Source organism: Achromobacter mucicolens, from assembly GCF_902859725.1.
Taxonomy (GTDB): Bacteria; Pseudomonadota; Gammaproteobacteria; order Burkholderiales; family Burkholderiaceae_B; genus Achromobacter; species Achromobacter mucicolens.
This window is the reverse complement of sequence record NZ_CADIJP010000024.1, coordinates 58,263-77,033: the sequence shown is the minus strand read 5'-3', so window position 1 is coordinate 77,033 and position 18,771 is coordinate 58,263. Positions and strand designations below refer to the sequence as shown.

14 protein-coding genes are annotated in these 18,771 nt (G+C 65.0%); 8 read left to right on the top strand and 6 right to left on the bottom strand.

Annotated elements, in window-relative coordinates:
• The 4 genes from HV786_RS24315 to HV786_RS24300 form a co-directional block, all read left to right on the top strand.
• The coding region (locus tag HV786_RS24315; RefSeq protein ID WP_175211960.1) for a VCBS domain-containing protein at nucleotides 1-3,346 on the top strand (3,346 nt) is incomplete at its 5' end.
• A 59-nt stretch (nucleotides 3,347-3,405) separates the two neighbouring features.
• The gene (locus HV786_RS24310) at nucleotides 3,406-3,915 is read left to right on the top strand and encodes a hypothetical protein (protein WP_128827959.1); all 510 of its coding nucleotides are present in this window, start codon (nucleotides 3,406-3,408) and stop codon (nucleotides 3,913-3,915) included.
• A 63-nt stretch (nucleotides 3,916-3,978) separates the two neighbouring features.
• Nucleotides 3,979-4,659 (top strand): transglutaminase-like cysteine peptidase, encoded by a 681-nt coding sequence (locus HV786_RS24305; RefSeq protein ID WP_128827958.1) that lies wholly within the window; start codon nucleotides 3,979-3,981, stop codon nucleotides 4,657-4,659.
• A gap of 17 nt (nucleotides 4,660-4,676) precedes the next feature.
• Entirely contained in the window at nucleotides 4,677-6,638 is a 1,962-nt protein-coding gene (locus HV786_RS24300; RefSeq protein ID WP_128827957.1) for a bifunctional diguanylate cyclase/phosphodiesterase, read from the top strand.
• A 70-nt stretch (nucleotides 6,639-6,708) separates the two neighbouring features.
• On the opposite strand, the gene HV786_RS24295 is transcribed toward HV786_RS24300, so the two are convergent.
• The 3 genes from HV786_RS24295 to HV786_RS24285 are packed head-to-tail and all read right to left on the bottom strand — an operon-like array spanning nucleotide 6,709 to nucleotide 10,076.
• Nucleotides 6,709-7,548 (bottom strand): M48 family metallopeptidase, encoded by an 840-nt coding sequence (locus HV786_RS24295; protein ID WP_128827956.1) that lies wholly within the window; start codon nucleotides 7,546-7,548, stop codon nucleotides 6,709-6,711.
• A gap of 38 nt (nucleotides 7,549-7,586) precedes the next feature.
• Nucleotides 7,587-8,657 carry a chorismate synthase gene (gene aroC / locus HV786_RS24290; protein WP_128827955.1) on the bottom strand — a complete coding sequence of 357 codons (1,071 nt, stop codon included), beginning with the start codon at nucleotides 8,655-8,657 and terminating at the stop codon, nucleotides 7,587-7,589.
• 36 nt (nucleotides 8,658-8,693) lie between these two features.
• On the bottom strand, nucleotides 8,694-10,076 hold the full coding sequence (locus HV786_RS24285; protein WP_128827954.1) for a putative bifunctional diguanylate cyclase/phosphodiesterase: 1,383 nt from the start codon (nucleotides 10,074-10,076) through the stop codon (nucleotides 8,694-8,696).
• Between the two features lie 534 nt (nucleotides 10,077-10,610).
• Between HV786_RS24285 and HV786_RS24280 the strand changes: the two genes are divergently transcribed.
• Both HV786_RS24280 and HV786_RS24275 read left to right on the top strand, forming a co-directional pair.
• On the top strand, nucleotides 10,611-12,584 hold the full coding sequence (locus HV786_RS24280; RefSeq protein ID WP_175211958.1) for a bifunctional diguanylate cyclase/phosphodiesterase: 1,974 nt from the start codon (nucleotides 10,611-10,613) through the stop codon (nucleotides 12,582-12,584).
• A gap of 8 nt (nucleotides 12,585-12,592) precedes the next feature.
• Nucleotides 12,593-14,110 (top strand): sensor histidine kinase, encoded by a 1,518-nt coding sequence (locus tag HV786_RS24275; RefSeq protein WP_254599510.1) that lies wholly within the window; start codon nucleotides 12,593-12,595, stop codon nucleotides 14,108-14,110.
• A 24-nt stretch (nucleotides 14,111-14,134) separates the two neighbouring features.
• On the opposite strand, the gene HV786_RS24270 is transcribed toward HV786_RS24275, so the two are convergent.
• From HV786_RS24270 to HV786_RS24260, 3 genes are all read right to left on the bottom strand, one after another.
• Nucleotides 14,135-14,854: a response regulator transcription factor gene (locus HV786_RS24270; protein WP_043518814.1), complete on the bottom strand. Its 720-nt coding sequence runs from the start codon at nucleotides 14,852-14,854 to the stop codon at nucleotides 14,135-14,137.
• A gap of 213 nt (nucleotides 14,855-15,067) precedes the next feature.
• On the bottom strand, nucleotides 15,068-16,555 hold the full coding sequence (locus HV786_RS24265) for a protein adenylyltransferase SelO (protein ID WP_128827953.1): 1,488 nt from the start codon (nucleotides 16,553-16,555) through the stop codon (nucleotides 15,068-15,070).
• The gene (locus tag HV786_RS24260) at nucleotides 16,552-16,923 is read right to left on the bottom strand and encodes a DUF2069 domain-containing protein (RefSeq protein WP_056315766.1); all 372 of its coding nucleotides are present in this window, start codon (nucleotides 16,921-16,923) and stop codon (nucleotides 16,552-16,554) included. Before HV786_RS24260 ends, HV786_RS24265 begins: the two co-directional genes overlap by 4 nt.
• Before the next feature lie 17 nt (nucleotides 16,924-16,940).
• Between HV786_RS24260 and HV786_RS24255 the strand changes: the two genes are divergently transcribed.
• Nucleotides 16,941-18,254 (top strand): YihY family inner membrane protein, encoded by a 1,314-nt coding sequence (locus HV786_RS24255; RefSeq protein WP_128827952.1) that lies wholly within the window; start codon nucleotides 16,941-16,943, stop codon nucleotides 18,252-18,254.
• 37 nt (nucleotides 18,255-18,291) lie between these two features.
• Nucleotides 18,292-18,750 (top strand): CBS domain-containing protein, encoded by a 459-nt coding sequence (locus HV786_RS24250; protein WP_056315762.1) that lies wholly within the window; start codon nucleotides 18,292-18,294, stop codon nucleotides 18,748-18,750.
• The last annotated feature ends 21 nt before the right edge of the window (nucleotides 18,751-18,771 follow it).

Below are 18,771 nucleotides of genomic sequence, written 5' to 3'. Positions count from 1 at the left end.
GTCGGCTTCGCAAGGCGGCGATTCTGGCGTTTACGCCGTCACCATCACCGCGACCGACAAGTCCGGCGCTTCGGTGTCGCAAGACTTCTCGTGGGACGTCAAGAACCCGGCCCCGACGGCGGTCAACGACTCGGGCAGCACCAAACAAGGCGTCGGCCTGACGGCGGATGCCGCGCACGGCGTGCTGTCCAACGACACCGATCCGGATGGCGACACGCTGCACGTCTCGGCCGTCAACGGCCAGGCTGCCAGCGTCGGCAAGGCGATCACCGGCACCAACGGCGGCACCTTCACGCTGAATGGCGACGGCTCCTACTCGTTCAACCCGGGCACCGCGTTCCAGCATCTGGCCAATGGCGCCAGCGCCACCACGTCGATTTCCTACACCGTCTCGGACGGCGAAGGCGGTCTGTCGACGGCAACGCTGACCGTGACCGTCACCGGCACGAACTCGGGCCCGACCTCGACCGTCATCGCCGACCAGACCGGCGTTGATTCGCAAACGGTCATGAGCCTGGACCTGTCCGGCCACTTCAAGGACGTGGATCTGGCCACCGGCGACAAGCTGACGTTCAGCGCGTCCGGCCTGCCGAAGGGTCTGACGATCGATGCGAACACCGGCATCATCAGCGGCAAGATCGATCACTCGGCGTCGCAGCTGGGCGGCACTGGCGTGCACACGATCACCATTACCGCGACCGACAAGGCCGGCCTGACGACGACCCAGACCTTCAAGTGGAACATCACGAATCCGCTGCCCCAGGCTCAGCATGACCAGGGCACCACGGACGAGGACACCACGCTGAAGGTGACGGACGTCACGAAGGGCGTGCTTGCCAATGACGTGGATCCCGATGGCGACCCGCTGCAGGTCTCCGCGGTGGGCGGCAATGCCAACAGCGTGGGCAAGTCGATTGCCGGCCTGAATGGCGGCACGTTCATCATCAACGCCGACGGCACCTACACGTTCAACCCGGGCAATGACTTCCAGTCCCTCGGCGCGGGCCAGAGCGCCCAGACGTCGATCTGGTACACCGTGTCCGACGGTGAGGGCGGCACCAGCCAGGCCTTGCTGACGGTCACCGTGACGGGCAAGAACGACGCTGCCACGATCAGCGGTTCAGGCGCGGGCTCGGTGTACGAGGACTCCCCGGTGTTCGCGAGCGGCAAGCTGACCGTGTCCGATCCGGACGCCGGCCAGAGCTTCATGCAGCCCCAGGCGGCGGTGGCGGGCAAGTACGGCACGTTCACGGTGGACGTCAACGGCAACTGGAGCTACCAGCTCAACAACGCGTTGGCCGCCGTTCAGAACCTGAAGGCAGGCCAGCAACTGACCGAAACCTTCTCGGTCGTGTCTCAGGATGGCACCGCGACCAAGCCGGTCAACGTCACCATCATCGGCACGAACGATGCGCCGATTTCGGGCGACTCGGAAGCGCATTCGACCGTGAACACCGCGTACACGCTCAAGGTGTCCGACTTCCCGTTCAATGACGGCGTGGAAAACGACAGCTTCCAGAGCGTGGTCATCACCCGCATCCCGGGCGCCGGCGAAGGCTCGCTGACCCTTAACGGCCAGTCTGTGACGGCGGGCCAGGTCATCTCGGTCGCCGACATCCAGTCGGGCAAGCTGGTGTTCACCCCGTCCACCGCGGGCGGCGACGCCACGTTCGACTTCGCGGTCCGCGATGCCGGCGGCACCGCGAACGGCGGTCAGAACACCTCGGCCGAGCACACCTTCACGCTGTCCACCGACAAGCTGGCAGTGGGTAACAACACCAGCAACACGGAGATCAACGGCGGCGGCGGCAACGACATCCTGGTGGGCGACCGTGGCGGTTCGGTGACGGCGGTGGAGCCGGGCAAGAACTACAACATCTCGCTCATCGTCGACGTGTCCGGCAGCATGAAGGACAAGATCGGCAGCTCCAGTCAGACGCGCATTGACCTGCTCAAGAGTTCGCTGACTGCGCTGGCAAACCAACTGGCAAATCACGACGGCGTCGTGAACGTCCGGTTGATTCCGTTCTCGGACAAGGCGCTTGACGGCATCACGATCAACAACCTGTCCAAGTCCAACGTCAAGCTATTGCTCGACGCCATTGACGCGCTGAAGGCCAACGGCAACACGAACTATGAGGACGCCTTCAACAAGGCGGTATCGTGGTTCAACTCACAAGTGTCGGGCGGCAAGGATGCTTCTCACAACTTCCAGAACCTGACGTTCTTCCTGACGGACGGCAACCCCACTGCTTACGGCTCGAACGGCACGGCGGGCAGCACGCAGGAGTCCTTGCAGCGCGCGGTAGATGCTGCCAAGCCGCTGGTTGACGGCTCGGGCGTTCTGGTGGGTGGCAACAAGGTCACGATGTACGGCATTGGCATGGGCAAAGGCGTCAACAGCGACTACCTTCGCTTCTTCGACAATACCGATGCCACCGGCCAGGGAAGTGTTCCTTTCGAGAAGAGCAGCGGCTGCAACTCATGGACCGAGTACGTTACCGGCACCGTTGGCGAGCCCCAGGTTGTCAACAACGCGAACGAGCTGGACGCCGCGTTGCAGGGCGGCCACTCGTCGACTGATCCGGCACCGGTGTCCGGCGACACGATCCACGGCGGCGATGGGAACGACATCATCTTCGGCGACACCATCAACACCGACCATCTGTCCTGGAGCGGTCACGCCGCGGGCACGCATGACGGCCAAGGCTGGCAAGCGCTGGTGGACTTCATGACGGCGCAAAAGGGCGGCACCGCCCCGACCACGCTGGAGATCTACAACTACCTGCAGCAGCACAGCGCCGAGTTCGACAAGGCTGGCGACACGCGCGGCGGAGACGACTTCCTGTATGGCGGCAAGGGCGACGACACCCTCTTCGGCCAGGGCGGCAACGACTACCTGCACGGCGGCGAGGGCAATGACACCCTTTACGGCGGCACGGGCAATGACGTGCTGGTCGGCGGCAAGGGCAACGACATCCTCGTCGGCGGCGCGGGCAGCGACACCTTCCGTTGGGAACTCAACGATCAGGGCACGGCGGACGCACCCGCCATCGACCGGATCAAGGATTTCTCGACGGCCACGCCCGCCAACAATGGCGACGTGCTGGACCTGCGCGACCTGCTGCAAAACGAGCAGTCCAATCCGCTGACCAACTACCTGGAGGTCAAGAAAGATGGCAGCAACACGGTCATCAATGTGAGCACCAATGGCGACATCGCCCACAACGTCGACCAGAAGATCGTTCTGGAGAACGTGGACCTCACCAACAACGGTTCGATGACCAGCGCGCAGGTCATCAATGACCTGCTGAACAAGGGTAAACTGATCGTCGATCACAATTGACCCACGCGCCACGCGCTCCGGCCTTTGCGGGCCGGAGCGCGGCCTCTTTCCCGTATCCCATGCCCAAGCATTTTTTTGAACGCGACCAGCTTCTTGCCTGGTTCAAAGGAAACGCCGCCGCGGCCGATTACGTGGACATGGTGTGCCGCATTGCGCATCTTTGGGACGATCTCATCGACCGCGACAAGGACGTCCCGGACGACGAGATCAACCAGGGCTTTTTCGAGGCCCTCATCAAGCTGCCGCGCAATCCGTTCTACCGGACGCATTTCGATCATCTGAACGCCGTGCTCATCAACGCCGTCTCCAACTGGCAGATCGCCACCAAGCTCGAGCGCGACGGCGGCGACTACGAAAAAAGCATCGCATTCGTCCTGCGCTCTTCCTATGCCGACCTGATCACGCAGTCCGCGCTGATCGTGGGCGGCGAAAAGTGGGCCTGCCACGTGGGCGAGGAAGTCCGCAAGGCGACGCACGGCGAAACCTTTGATGGCTACATCAAGAATCTGTCCAAGGAGGCCTCGGACCGGACGCGCATGAAGGCCGCCGGACAGGCAAAGAACCGCTGATCCCAGCATGACCGCCCGGGAGACCTGCAGCGACATGCGGCGACATCACGTGCCCCCTGATTCATGCCTGGCCGCCGCCCGCTTCGTCTGAAACGGGCCATCAGCCTGACGCTGCTTGGCCTTGCCTGCTGGTGGGGCGGCAGTTTTGCGATCGAAGTCGATGCCGGCAAGCTGCAAAAGCTGTCGGCCAGCCGCTACGGCGCCAAGGGCGCGCGCTCGGTCGACAACTGGCTGCAATTGCTGCGCGCCCCCGCCCCCGCTGCCGAACGCGACCGTCTCACCGTCGCCAACGACTTCTGGAACCGCGCCCTGCTCTCCGGCGAGGATTCCATCATCTGGAAGCAGGCCGATTACTGGGCCACGCCGCTGGAGTCGCTGGGCCGGGGCGCCGGCGATTGCGAAGACTATGTCATCGGCAAGTATTTCACCCTGCTCTCCATGGGGGTGCCAGCCAACAAGCTGCGCTTCATCTACGTGCGCGCCCGCATCGGCGGCGCGGCCAGCAGCAGTCAGGTGGCTCACATGGTGCTGGGCTATTACGAAACCCCGAATGCCGTCCCGCTTGTGCTGGACAGCCTGATTTCAACCATCCTGCCGGCCACGCAGCGGCGCGACCTGACGCCGGTTTTCAGTTTCAACGCCGACGGCGTCTACGTGGACGGCAAGGCGGCCGCGCCTGTCGACCGCCTCAGCCGCTGGCGAGACCTCCTTCAACGCATGGAACGGGAAGGCATCCGCCCCTGACGTCCGGAAACAAGACTATGTCCATACTTCGACAGCTACTGCTCAGCGTGACCCTCGCCATCAGCGTTATCTTGCTGGGAACGCTGGCGCTCAGCGTCAACTCGGCGCGCGAGTACCTGTCGGGCCAGCTTCAGGTCCAAAGCACCGACGCGGCCGTATCGCTGGCGCTGTCCTTGTCGCAGCCGGCGAACAACGATCCGGTCGTGCAGGAGCTGCTGGTGTCCGCGCTTTACGATGGCGGGCACTTTTCGCTGGTGCGCCTGACCGATCCCGACGGCAAGGTGCTGATCGAACGCCGGTCGACCGCCACTGCCGCGTCGGTGCCTGCGTGGTTCCAGGCGCTGGCGCCGCTGGATAGCCAGGCGGCCAGCCATGCGGTCAGCGACGGCTGGCGGCAGATCGGCGAAGTCACCCTGATCGCCAACGATGCCTACGCCTGGGAAGCCCTGTGGCGCAGCAGCCTGAAGATGATTGCGCTGGTGGTCGGCGCGGGCATCCTGTGGGCCATCTTCGCCTTCGTTCTGGTCGGGTGGATCAAGAACCGTCTGCTGCGCGAAATCAGCGACCACGTCCGCGGCATCGGCCGGGATGCGCCGGGCGAGCAGGTCGAGGCGCGGGTGCCGGAACTGTCCGGCGTGGTGCAGGCCTTGAACCAGACGCGCGAGCGCATCCACGCCAGCGTCGAGGAACAGAACGCCAAGATCGAATCGCTGGAACTGGAGCTGAACCAGGACCCCGTGACCGGATTGCCCAACCGCAAGTACTTCGTCAACGAGTTCCGCCGCGCGCTGGAAACCCGGGCGACGCCGGGAACGTCGCGGGTCGATGGCGGGCACGTGCTGGTGTTCCGTCAGCGCGACCTGGCCGACCTGAACCGCCACATGCCGCGCGAATTCATCGACCAGTGGCTGCGCACTGCCTGCGAACGCATTCAAGGCACGCTCAAGCGCATGCACGTCGCCGCGCCCATGCTGGCGCGGCTGAATGGATCGGACTTTGCGCTGCTGCTGCCGGGCTGCGCGGCGCCCCAGGCCATGATGGTGGCCGAGCAGGTCCGGGCCGACCTGCATGCCTCACGCATTCCAGTCGGCGAAGGTCACCTTTGCCGCTGGGCGCAGGCCATGACCGACTATGGACACGGCAGCCAGGCTGGCGCCGTGCTTGCCCGCCTGGATTTCGGCCTGATGCGCGCGGAAAGCGCCGGCAACGACCAGGTCGTCATCGCGGGCGCCACGGACACGCATTCGCCGTCGGAAGCCGGTGAGCGCGCATGGAAGGACGCCATCCAGACGGCGTTGGAAGGCCGTCACTTTGAGCTGTCGACCGAACCCCTGCTGGCGCTGAATGGGCGCGTCGTGCGCACCGAAGCCATGCTGATGCTGCGCACTGCCCCGGATCAGGAGCCGATTCCCGCCACACTGTTCATTCCGCCGGCGGTGCGGCTGGACCTGGTGGCCGAGTGCGATCTGGAAGCGGTGCGGCTGGGCCTGGAATGGCTGGCCAGCCACGCGGGCGAGCTCGCCGTGCGCGTGTCGCTGCCGTCGCTGCGCGGCCAGAAGTTCCTGCGCCAGCTTGCGTTGCTGCTGACCGAAAACCGGCCGCTTGCGCGCCGCCTGTACGTGGAAATCGACGCGCACGGGCTGGTGGAATGCCACGAGCAGATCACCGCGTTTGCCCGCGTCGCCGCGGAATTCGGCGCCCACATCGGCGTGCGCCGGCTGGCGCAGCAGTTCGGCGCGGTGGCGCAACTGCACACGCTGCCGTTGTCCTACGTGAAACTGGGCGGAGGCTTCGTGGGCGGCATGTCGCAAAGTCCGGGCAGCCAACAGCTCACGGCCTCGGTGCTGGAAACGGCCCGGTCGCTGGGGATTGCCGTCTATGCGGAAGACGTGCCGGACGCGGAAACCCAACGCATCCTGCAAGGGCTGGGCATCGACATCATGCGAGGCCAGGGCGTCAAGACGGCGAGCGTGGAATAGGCAGTCTGTCCGGGCAGGGCCCGGCGAGCCGGCGGGCGCCCCAACCGGAGCGCCGCGCCCCTCCGCGCAATCAGCGCGCGGCTTGTCCCTTGGACTGCTCGTAAAGCGGCATCACCTTCTGCGCCGCCGTTTGCAGGTCGCTGATGCGCGAGGCTGCAGAGGGGTGGGTGGACAGGATCTCGGGCGGTGCGCTGCCCTGGCTGGCGGCGCCCATCTTCTGCCACAGCGTCACGGCCGCACGCGGGTCATAACCTGCCCTGGCGGCCAGTTCAACACCCATGCGGTCCGCTTCAGTCTCGTGCGTGCGGCTGTTGGGCAACGTGAACATCACATTGGTCAATTCGCCGCCCAGGTCCGACGCCGCCGACGATCCGGTGGCAATGGACAACACCTGCAGACCCAGGCTGGTAGCCATCTGCTGAGACACGCGCTCGCGGGCGTGTTCACGCAACGCATGGGCGATCTCGTGGCCCAGCACCGCAGCCAGCTCATCGTCGGTCGGGTTGATCTTCGAGATCAGGCCGGTATAGACCGCGATCTTGCCGCCGGGCATGCACCAGGCGTTGACCTCGTCGCTGGAAAGCACGTGGACTTCCCATTTCCAGCTTGTGGCATCCGGACGGAACACGCCCGCCTGCGCGATCAAACGCTGCGAGATGGCGCGCACCCGCGCCACCTGCTTGGCATCCTTGTCCAGCAATCCCTTGGACTTGGCCTGCTGCAGGATCTCGGCGTATTGCTGGGTTGCTTCCTGTTCCAGCGCCTGCGACGGCACCATGCTGGACATGTACTGGGTGCGGTTGACGCCCACGGCGCCCGACTGCGTGGTGTTCATGCCGGTGCAGCCCGCCAGCACGGCCAGCGACAACACGACTCCGGCATTGCGCAGAAAATGACGCTTCTGTTTCATGTCGGCCTCCAAGCCATTTTCAACAACTGAAAAACGTATCAGACCGGGGCAACGCCGCACTGCCCGCGATGGCGCAGCGCGTGGTCGATCAGCACCAGCGCCAGCATCGCCTCGGCGATCGGCGTGGCGCGGATGCCGACGCAGGGGTCGTGACGGCCCAGCGTCTGCACCATCACCGGCTCGTTGGCGCGGTTGACCGAGCGGCGCTCGACGCGAATGCTGGAAGTGGGCTTGATTGCGAGCGACACGGTGATGGGCTGCCCGGTGGAGATGCCGCCCAGCACGCCGCCGGCGTGGTTGCTCAGAAAGCCATCTGGCGTGATTTCGTCGCCGTGTTCCGAGCCGCGCTGCGTGATGCAGTCAAAGCCCGCGCCGATCGAGACGCCCTTGACCGCGTTCAGGCCCATCATGACGTGGGCGATGTCGGCATCGAGGCGGTCGTAGATGGGTTCGCCCCAGCCGGCCGGCAGGTTCTCGGCAACGACCTCGATGCGCGCGCCGATGGAATCGCCGTCCCGGCGCAACTGGTCCATGTAGGCTTCCAGTTCGGGCACGACCTCGGCGTTGGGCGCATAAAAGGGATTGTTGGGTACTTCGTCCCAGGAAACGAACGGGATGGCGACCGGGCCGAGCTGGCTCATGTAGCCGCGCACCTTGACGCCGTACTGCTCGGACAGCCACTTCTTGGCAATGGCGCCGGCCGCCACGGTGGGCGCGGTCAGGCGGGCCGACGATCGTCCGCCGCCGCGCGGGTCGCGCACTCCGAACTTGTTCCAGTAAGCGAAGTCGGCGTGGCCGGGCCGGAAGGTGTCCTCGATATTGGAGTAATCCTTGCTGCGCGCGTCGGTATTGCGGATCAGCAGGCCGATGGGCGTGCCCGTGGTGACCCCTTCGTAAACGCCGGACAGGATCTCGACCTGATCGGCTTCCTGGCGCTGCGTCACGTGGCGCGAGGTGCCCGGACGGCGGCGGTCCAATTCGAACTGGATGTCGGCCGCGGTGAGGGCCAGCCCCGGGGGACAGCCGTCCACGACGCAACCGATGGCCGGCCCGTGGGATTCGCCGAAATTCGTGACGGTAAAGAGAGTACCTAGGGTATTGCCGGGCATAAGGAGTCAACAGGTCGGGTTTGCAAGCAACCCCGATTATGACACCGCCGCAGCCAAAGCCTGGATTTCGGCGGCCGGCGCAGGCCGTCCCAGCAGAAAACCCTGCATCACCCGGCATCCCAGCGACTTGAGGATTTCGCGCTGGCCTTCCGTCTCGACACCTTCGGCCACGACCGGCAGGTGCATCGCCTGGCACAAGCCGAACAGTGCGGAAACCACCTCGCGGCTGCCGGCGTCCGATTCCAGCGCGGAGATAAAGCTGCGGTCGATCTTGACCCAATCGATGGGCAGATGGCGTAGATGGTTCAGGCTGGAATAGCCGCAGCCGAAGTCGTCCAGCGCCACCCCGATACCCATTTCGCGCAGCGTGTTCAGGATCTTCACGTGCCGCTCGTAGTGAAGGATGAAGATGGATTCGGTGATCTCCAGCACCAGCTTGCACGGCGACAGGCGGGTGGCGGCCAGCACGTCCGACACCAGTTGAACCAGCCCGTCCTCGTTCATCTGCTTGACCGACAGGTTCACGTGCACGCGCCACGCAGCCGGCCATAGCGCCGCTTGCGTGCAGGCTCGCTCCAGGATCCAGGCGCCCAGCGGCACGATGAGGCCGCTGCGTTCGGCCAGCTCGATCGTCACGGCGGGCGACACGCTGCCCAGCACCGGGTGATGCCAGCGCAGCAGCGCCTCGCATCCCTGCACCACGCCGCTCGCACTGTCGCAGACCGGCTGATAGTAGAGCTCGAACTGCTCCATGGCCGGCGTTGTCAGGGCCAGCCGAAGGTCGTTTTCCAGGCCCTGCTGGTCCCGCTGGCGTGCCAGCAACCGGAAGTCAAAGAGATTCCAGCCCTGGCCGCCCTGATCCTTGAGCGGCACCATCGCAACCTGCACGCAGCGCTGCAGTTCCTCGACGCTGCGGCCGTGAGCCGGGTACAGGGCGGCGCCGATGCGAAAGACAGCAATAAGGGGACGGGCGCCCAGCTCATAAGGCACGCTCAGATCGGCCAGCAGCTTGGCGCACACCTGGGCAGCGCCCTCCTCGTCAACGCCGGGCACGCAGACGGTGAACGAGTCGGTACCGGTGCGCGCGGCCATGCCCCCGAGCGCGCGGGCGACCAGGCTGATGCGATCGGCCACCTGAACCAGCAGCGCCTGATCTTCACCCGCCCGCAGCATGGCGCTGATCTGGGCATAGTGTTCGAAGCTGACGAGAAAAAAGGCGCCGCGCCGGGTCGTGCCCTGCGGCTGGCCCAGCCAGGCACGCACGCGACGATGCAGCTCCTGCTGGCTAAGGAGGCCGGTCAGTTCATCCCGCGTCAGGCGACGGCGCAGCGCGCGCTCCCGGCGGAAGAACAGCAGACTGATCGCTGCAAGTGCGCCCGCGAGCGTCAGGCACAGTGCGAGCAGGTAACTCTCACGCACGGAGCCCCCTATCCATACGCCCCCGGCGTTGCGGCCCGACCACGGGCCCGGGGGCTGTAACATATTTTAAATTATGCATTGTTTTCGCAAAAAAACGCCACATTTCGGAGGCAACGCGCCCCTTTTATCCTGACTTTCCTTGGATCCTTGTTGCTCGCTTCGGTCATGGCGGGGCCCCTGGAAGGCGATCGCTGGCCGGTCCTTTCGCCACGCCTCGGTCCATCTACGACACCGCAACCCGAAAAATTAATACGCAGTGTCTCAATAGTTCTCAACCGGACCATTCTCACGAGCGAAATAATTACACACCTTGTCTGATATGACCGAGGATTTCGTAATATTCTGTGCGTTCTGTGACAACCTCTGTTTCCCGCATCCGCGTCCTTGACGGTCGTTTCGTAACGTGTGTCACGTTTGATATCCAGGTTTTTTATCCCGCGCAAGGCGCCCTTGCCGCCTGATGCCCGTTGAAGCCGCAGTGGACTCCTGCCCGAGTCCGCTGCCGCGTATACCCAGACAGGGACTCGCAAGTACATGTCCACATTACGCCGGCTGCTTTTCTGCTCTGCCCTTCTGATCGGCTTCATCCTGCTCGGCGCGCAAGCCCTGGGGATGCTGGCGGCGCATCGCTATCTGAATACCCAGCTGGCCCAGCAAAGCGAATCGGGCGCCAATGCGCTCGCCTGGGCGCTGTCGCACAGCACGGGCAGCCATCGAGAGCAGGTCGAGCTTGCCGATCAGCTGTTTGGACAAGGCCTGTATTCGCTGGTCAATATCACGAACGAAGGGAACGCGATCCGCGTGGAGCGCCGCACCGGACCCGCGGCCGGCACCGGCCAAGAGTCCGACTGGCGCGCCGCGTGGCTGAACATGGAGGCGCCCGCGGTGTCGCGGCCCTTCGTCATTCCGGGCGGTCAGGCCAAGGGCGTCCTGACGGTGCAGGCCGATGCGCGGATGGCACGCGACACCCTGTGGCAAGGCGGCGTCCGGGTGCTGGGCCTGGTGCTGGCGGCGGCCGCATTCTGGGCGCTCTTCGCGACGAACCTTGTCCGGTGGATCGAAGCCCGCACGTCCCGCGACATCTGCGAGCGGGTGCGCGCCCTGGCGCCGGGCGCGGATGCGCAGCTGACCGGTTCATGCGAAGTGCCGGGCGTGGAACAGGCGCTTGTCGATGCGCAACGCCGCGTTGCCGCCACGGTCGAGGAACAGAATGCCCGCATCGAATCGCTGCAAAGCGAAATCTACCGGGATCCCATCTCCCGCCTGTCCAACCGCAAGCATTTCGTCGACCAGTTCCGGCTGGCGCTGGCCGACAAATCCGAGGAGGCGAGCGGCCACCTGCTCATGTTCCGCCAACGCGATCTGGCGCAGATCAACCGTCACCTGTCACGCGCCTTCACCGACCAGTGGCTGCGCTCCTCGTCGGAGCGCCTGCGCAAGCTGGTGCAGGAATTCGGCGGCCCCGGCACGCTGATTGCGCGAATCAGCGGATCGGATTTCGCCCTGCTGCTGCCGCGCACCTCCGCGCCGCAAGCCAGCTTGCTGGCCGAGCGCGTGCGCCGCGAACTGCGGTCGCTGCGCGTGCCGATGGACAAGTTCGGCTGGTGCCGCTGGGCGTTGGCCATGGCCGCATTCGCGCCGGGCGACAACATGAGCGACATCCTGGCCCGACTGGACCACGCGCTGATGTGCGCCGAAAGCGCCGATGACGACCAGATCACGCCGGCGAGCCAGGCCGCCGACAGCACCCGCATCGGCGAATACAGCTGGCACGACGCGCTGATCACGGCCCTGGAGCAGCACCGGTTCTCGCTCTCGGCCCACCCCTTGCACGACCTGTCTGGCGCGCTGCTCCAGCACGAGGCCAGCCTGACGCTGCATGACCTGTCCGGCACCGATCCCGTACCTGCCTCGATCTTCATGCCGCCCGCCGTGCGCCTGGGGCTGTCCGCCGAATGCGATATCCAGGCGATTCGCCTGGGCCTGGACTGGCTGTTCACGCATGAAGGCGCGTTGACCGTGCCGGTATCGCTTGCCACGCTTGCTCAAGGATCGTTTTTCGGACGCCTGGAACGCATGCTGGCAGACCGGCCCACGCTGTCGAACCGGCTGATCCTGGAAGTCGAAGCCGCGGGCCTCGTCGAACAAGGCGCCGACGTGCGCCAGCTCTGCGACATCGTCACCGGCGCCGGCGGACGGGTCGGCGTATCGCGGCTGTCGCAGCAGTTCGGCGCCATGGAGCACCTGCACGAATTCCCGGTTTCGTACGTGACGCTGAGCGGCAGTTTCATCAGCGGCCTGCTCCATAGTCCCGGCAGCCAGCATCTGGCCGCCACCGTCGTCGCCACCGCGATGACGCTCGGCATGTCGGTCCATGCCGCCGACGTGCCGGACGCCGCCACGCAGCGCATCTTGGAGGAAATCGGCGTCCGCGCGATAAGCGGCGCTGTCGTAAACTCCGCCCACGCGCAAGACCTCGCGCACGATCATCAATGGGTTCCTAGTTGACGGAAGGATTGTTTCTTCGCACCCGCGGGCATTTTCGCCACCTGCGCCCCAGCCGTCCCGGCGCGTTCCGGACATCCGTCTGGCCGGGATTCGGCCTGCTGCTATGCGCCCTTTTCTGGCCTGCCCATGCGCTTGCCCACGTACCGAATGCCGGGTACGACGGCCTGCACGCTGGCCTGACTGCGGGCGTCGCGATCGCCTGCGCGATGACGTGCGGCGTGGCCTGGGCGCGCACCCGGAACGCATTGTTCGCGGCGGGCATGATCTTCGCGCTGATCGAAGGACTGTTCCGCTCCCTGCCCGAGCTGATGCCGCCCGGCGCGCTGCAGGCCGCGTCCTACGCCGCCTTGCTTGCCCTGACCGCGCCGCTGTTGCAGGGATCACGCCTTGCGGCCAGTTTGGGCGCCGCATGCCGGTGGATCAGCATCTTGTTGTCCGGCGTGGCCGCCCTGGCGCTGATCTTTGTGTACGAAACCGAATCCGGCGTGCTGCCCGCCTCCATCGCTGGCGTGTGCGCCGCGCTCAGCGTGCCGTTGGCGATTTGGTTTCTGGCCAGCGCGATCCGGCAGCGCGCCGGCCGCCCGGCCTGCCTGACGCTGGCGCTTGCCTATGCCGTATCGGCCTGGGCTCTGGGACACGACGCCTGGCACGCCGGCGGCGCGGACGCCGCGGACGCCGGCATGGAAGTGCTGAGGCTGATGCTGGTGTCGGGCGCGCTGCTCTGGGTTGCCCTGGACGCCTCCAATACCGCCGCGTCAGCTCGCAAGACAGGCGCCAGCTCGAACGCCGAACATGTGGCGCAAGGCGAACTGCGGCTGGCCGAACTGGCCGGTGCGCTGGACACGCAGCGGCAGATGAACGCACTGATCTCGCACGAGCTGCGCGCGCCGCTCGCCACCATCAGCGCCGCCGCGCAATCCCTGGACATGATTCTGTCGGACAGCGGCGAAACCGTGGACACGCGGCTGGCGCGCATTCACCGGTCGGTCGGAAGGATGACCGAACTGATGGACCAGTTATTGAACCAGGACCGGCTCGAGGAACACGCGTGGAGTCCGCGCGGCGAACAGACCGACATGGCTGATCTGGTGCGCGACGTGGTGAACGCCATGCAGCCGGATACCGCGCATGCGCTGGTGCTTGAAGCGCAAGCGCCGCAACCGGTCTTTTGCGATCGCCCGCTCACCAGCGTGGTCATACGCAACCTGATCCACAACGCCATCAAGTATTCGCCGGCAAACGAGCCCGTGCGGATCGAAACGGGGCACACGCGCATCGGCGAAACACCCATGACCTGGGCGGCCGTCGTGGACCGTGGTCCCGGCATCGGAGAAGAAGAACAGGCCCGTATCTTCGAGCCGCGCTTTCGGCGGTCCGCGCATCGCGAAACTCAAGGCATGGGGATCGGGCTGTATCTGGCCCGGCGCATCTGCCAGAGCCAGGGCGGTTCGCTGACGATGCAGAGCAAGGTGGGCGTGGGCACGCGCTTTGTCATCACCCTGCCCTCAAGCGGCCCGACGGCCTAGACGCCGCCCGGACGGCGGCCTGGATCAGGCCGCGAACACGTAGCCCTGGCCGCGCACCGACAACACCGGCAGCTTCAGGCCCGCGCTTTGCGCCTTGGCGCGCAGACGGCTCACCAGCACGTCGATACGCCGCAACTCAAACCCGCCCGGGCTGTCCGGCAGGAAGAGTTCGGCCAACGCCTGACGGCTGACGGCGCTGCCCGCGGCGTCCATCAACGCCACCAGGAACGTCCGTTCCTGCGCGCTCAGGTGCAGCGAGGCGCCGTCCGGCGCCACCAGAATCCATCCGCCGTCCTGCAGCGACCAGTTCGTGTCCGCCGACGCGCGCGTTTCGGCATCGGCCGGACGCGGCGCCTTGGCCAGACGCATGCGGCGCGCCAGGCTGCGAATGACGGAGCTCAGTTCCAAGAGGTCCACCGGCTTGGTCATGTAGACGTCGGCGCCGCCTTCCAGGCCGCGGACGCGATCCTCAAGGGCGCTGCGGCCCGTCAGCATGACGATGCCCACGGGGCTCAGGGCGCGCAGACGGGTCGCGACGGAAAAACCGTCTTCGCCGGGAAGATGGGCGTCCAGGATGACGATGTCGCAGGGCTGCTCTTGCAGCCGGCGGTAGAACGCGACCGCATTGTCGCAAGCAAACGCCACGCGAAAGCCATAGCCGCCCAGGCCCAACGCCAGTTCCTCGCGGAAATCGGCGTCGTCCTCAAGCAGACCAATACATAGCAAACCATCTGCACCAGGCATATTCAGAGTGCTTTACCTTGAAATTGTCTACAAAAACCCTGGAGCGCCCACGCAAGAAAAAATGCCCCCGAGCCGGCAATCTTACGACTTTTACAATAGAAACGAATGTTTGCAGTGAAAAAAACGGCGATATTTGACCTTTTTGCCCAGCCTTTTTCTTAATCCCGGGCTTCCAGCCAGATTAATGCCACCGACAATATCGCAAAATCGCCTTCAGGACGAACAGCTCACTTCGATTCCACCCGCCCAATCTGGCGGCAAACCAGCGTAGCGTTCATAGCCGTCCTGCGCCACATAGGGATTGCGCAGCAGTTTGATGAGGGTATCGATTTCGCTGGCATCGCCGGCCTTGGCCGCGCGAATTGCTTGTTCGGCCAAATGATTGCGCAGTACATAAAGCGGATTGAGGCCATTCATGTCGGCCGCCGTGTCCGCGGTGGACCTGCCCTGCCGGCCATGACGAGACAGCAACCGGTCGAGCCAGGCGCCGGCAGCGGGCCGATCGATAAACAAATCCTCAAAACCGCTGCGCTGGCCTTGGATCGCATCGGCCAGGCGCCGCCACGTCAGCGTGAAATCCGCCTGATTTGCGTCCATCAGTTTGAGCAGATCATCCAGCAGCGCCTCGTCGTCGGGCTGCCAAGCCGCCAATCCCATCTTGGCGCCCATTTTGTCGTGGAAGGCGCGCGTGAAAATGGCTTCGTATTCATCCAGCACGGCGCGCAAGACATCGGCGTCCTGCACCAGCATATGCAGGCTGCCGCCCAGCCGATAAAGATTCCAAAGCGCCACGGAAGGTTGCCGGTTCCAGGAATAACGTCCTTCGGCATCCGAGTGGTTGCAGATATGCCCCAGCCGGAAACCGTCCATGAAGCCAAACGGACCGTAATCCAGCGTCAGTCCCAGGATGGACATATTGTCGGTATTCATGACGCCGTGGCAAAACCCGACTGCCTGCCAGTCCGCCATCAGCAATGCCGTGCGCCGGGTGACTTCCCGCAGCAGATTTACGTATGGCGCCGTCTCGGATGCGGGCTCGCCCGCTTGCACGTCGCGGCACTCGGGGTAGTAGCGGTCAATCACATAATCGGCCAACGTCTTGAGCAGGTCGGGCTGACGCCGCGACGACCAGTGCTCGAACGAGCCGAACCGGACAAAACTGGGCGACATCCGGGTCACGATGGCTGCCGTCTCGACGGTCTCGCGCATGACCGGATCATCGGACACGACCAATGCCAGGGCGCGCGTGGTCGGCACGCCCAGCCCGAACATGGCCTCGCTGGCCAGGTACTCGCGCACCGACGATCGCAGCACGGCGCGGCCGTCGCCCATCCGGGAATACGGCGTCATGCCGGAGCCCTTGAGCTGCAGTTCCCAGGCGCCCGCGGGCCCCAGGATTTCACCCAGCAGATGAGCCCGTCCGTCGCCCAATTGCCCCGCCCACACCCCGAACTGGTGGCCGCTATAGACGGCAGCCAGCGTATCGCCGCCCGGCAATGGCTGGGCGCCGGAAAAAACCTGCAGGAATTCGGGGGTGGTCAGCACCGACGGATCCAGGCCGATCAGGGCGGCGGCCTGCGAATTGGCATGCAGCAGGCGGGGATTGTTCAGCCCCCGCGGCGCCAGCCGGGTGTAGAAGGTCTCGGGCAGGGCCGCAAACGAGTTGACGGCTTGCAGTTCGGACAGGGACAGGGCGGTCATGCGCGTTGCCTCCGGGCGGCGCGCTTGGCGGGCCGCACATAGAAAATGGCGCTGAGGAAAAACGTGGTGGACAGGATGATTTCGCCCCACGCCATCAGGACGGACAGCGGCGCCGGATCCGACATGGCGCGCACCACGCCTTCCATCAGATACAGCAGCGACAGCATGGCCGCCCACTGGTAGGTGTAGAGATTGCCGCGCACGATGCCGCGCAGCGGAAACGCCAGCGGCAAGGCTTTGAGCAGCATCCAGGAACCGCCCGGCCGCACCGGCGCCACCACGGTTTCCCAGGCGACGCACAGCACGATCAGGGCAAACAATGAAACCGAGGCCACGAGGCGCAGGCGGGGGTTGAGTTCGGGATTCATGCTGCTATTATCGCCTGATGAATCGCCCCGCCGAGCCCTCCGCCGCTACGCCGGCGGTCAAAGAAAAACCATCCTCGCGCATTTCCCGGGTCGCGAGGACCGGACGCGTATTTCGTTTCGTCGTCCAACGCGCCAACGAAGAGAAGCTGCTTCAGGTCGCCTCCAGCCTCACTTTCACGACCGTCCTGGCAATCGTTCCCATGCTTGCGGTGGTGCTGTCGCTATTCACGGCGTTTCCTGTCTTCCAGGAATTCCGGGTCGCCCTCGAGGACTTCCTCACCACCAGCCTGATGCCGCCGTCCGTCTCGGACAACATCATGGACTACCTGAACCAGTTCGCCCACCAGGCCTCGCGCCTGACCGCCATTGGCGGGGCATTCCTGCTGGTCACGTCGCTGCTGCTCATCATGACGATTGATCAGGCGTTCAACGACATCTGGCGCGTCTCGCGCCAGCGCCCCCTGCCGCAGCGGGCGCTGGTGTACTGGGCCATCATCACGCTGGGGCCCGTCCTGGCCGGCGCCAGCCTGTGGGCCACCTCCTTCGTCGCGCGCGAATCGCTCGGCCTGATCAAGGACGTGCCCGAAGTCATCAGCATCGCCGTCTCGTCCATCCCGCTGGTGCTGACCGGCCTGGGCTTTGCGGCGCTCTTTGTCGTGGTGCCCAACCGCGAGGTGCTGTGGCGCGACGCGCTGATTGGCGGCTGCGTCACGGCCATCGTGCTGGAAATCATGAAGTCCGCGTTCGCCTTCTACCTGACGCGGTTTCCCACCTACACGGTCATCTACGGCGCCTTCGCCACGCTACCGATCTTCCTGCTCTGGATTTACCTGTCCTGGCTGGCCGTCTTGCTGGGCGCAACGCTCGCCTCAAGCGCGCCGCTCATCCGCCTTGGCCGCTGGCACATCAACCGCTACCCGGGCGCTTCGTTCGTAGACGCGTTGGACGCCTTGCGCGCGCTGCGCCGCGCGCAGCTTTCCACCCCGGGCGGCGTATCCGCCAGCCTGCTGGCCTCGGAATTGCGGCTTCACCAGGACGAGCTCAACGAAGTCCTGGAAACGCTGAGCGCGATGGGATTGGCCACCCGCAGCCCGGAAGACAACTGGATCCTGACGTGCGATGCGCGCGAGACCTCGCTGGCGCCGGTCGTGGATCGCTTCCTGCTGGACCGCAGCCAGCCGCGCGTGCGCAACGACCCCGACATCCTGCGCATCGCATCGTCCGTAAATTCGCCGCAAACCACGCCAACGCTGGAAGAACTCTGCGGAGAAGCGCAAAATACCGGAAATGGCGTCGCACCAGTGCTGCAACTGGAAGCGAACAAGAAATAGCAAAGCATAGGGCGCAGTCCGCCCCCAGGAGATACCGATGTTGAAGGTCAGTGAGATTTTGCGCGTCAAGGGCGATACGCTCTACACGGCGTCGCCGGACATGCCCGTGGCCCAGGCCGTGCAAACCATGAGCGAGCAGGATATCGGCTCCCTGGTCATCATGGAATTCGGCACGTTGACCGGCATGCTCACGTTCCGCGAGATCATTCGCCACATGCACGCGCATGGCGGCGCCGGCGATACCACCATCAGATCCATCATGGACGACGCGCCGGTCAGCGTTTCGCCCAACACCAGCGCCGACGAAGTCCAGCGCCTGATGCTGGAAAAACACGCCCGCTATATCCCCGTCATGGACGGCCCCACCCTGATGGGCGTCATTTCGTTCTACGACATGGCGCAGGCCATCGTGGCGGCCCAGCAATTCGAAAACAACATGCTGAAGGCCTACATCCGCGATTGGCCCGCTGAAAGCGCGGAACCGGCCCAGTCCTGAACCATCCGGCGCCCTTGCGGC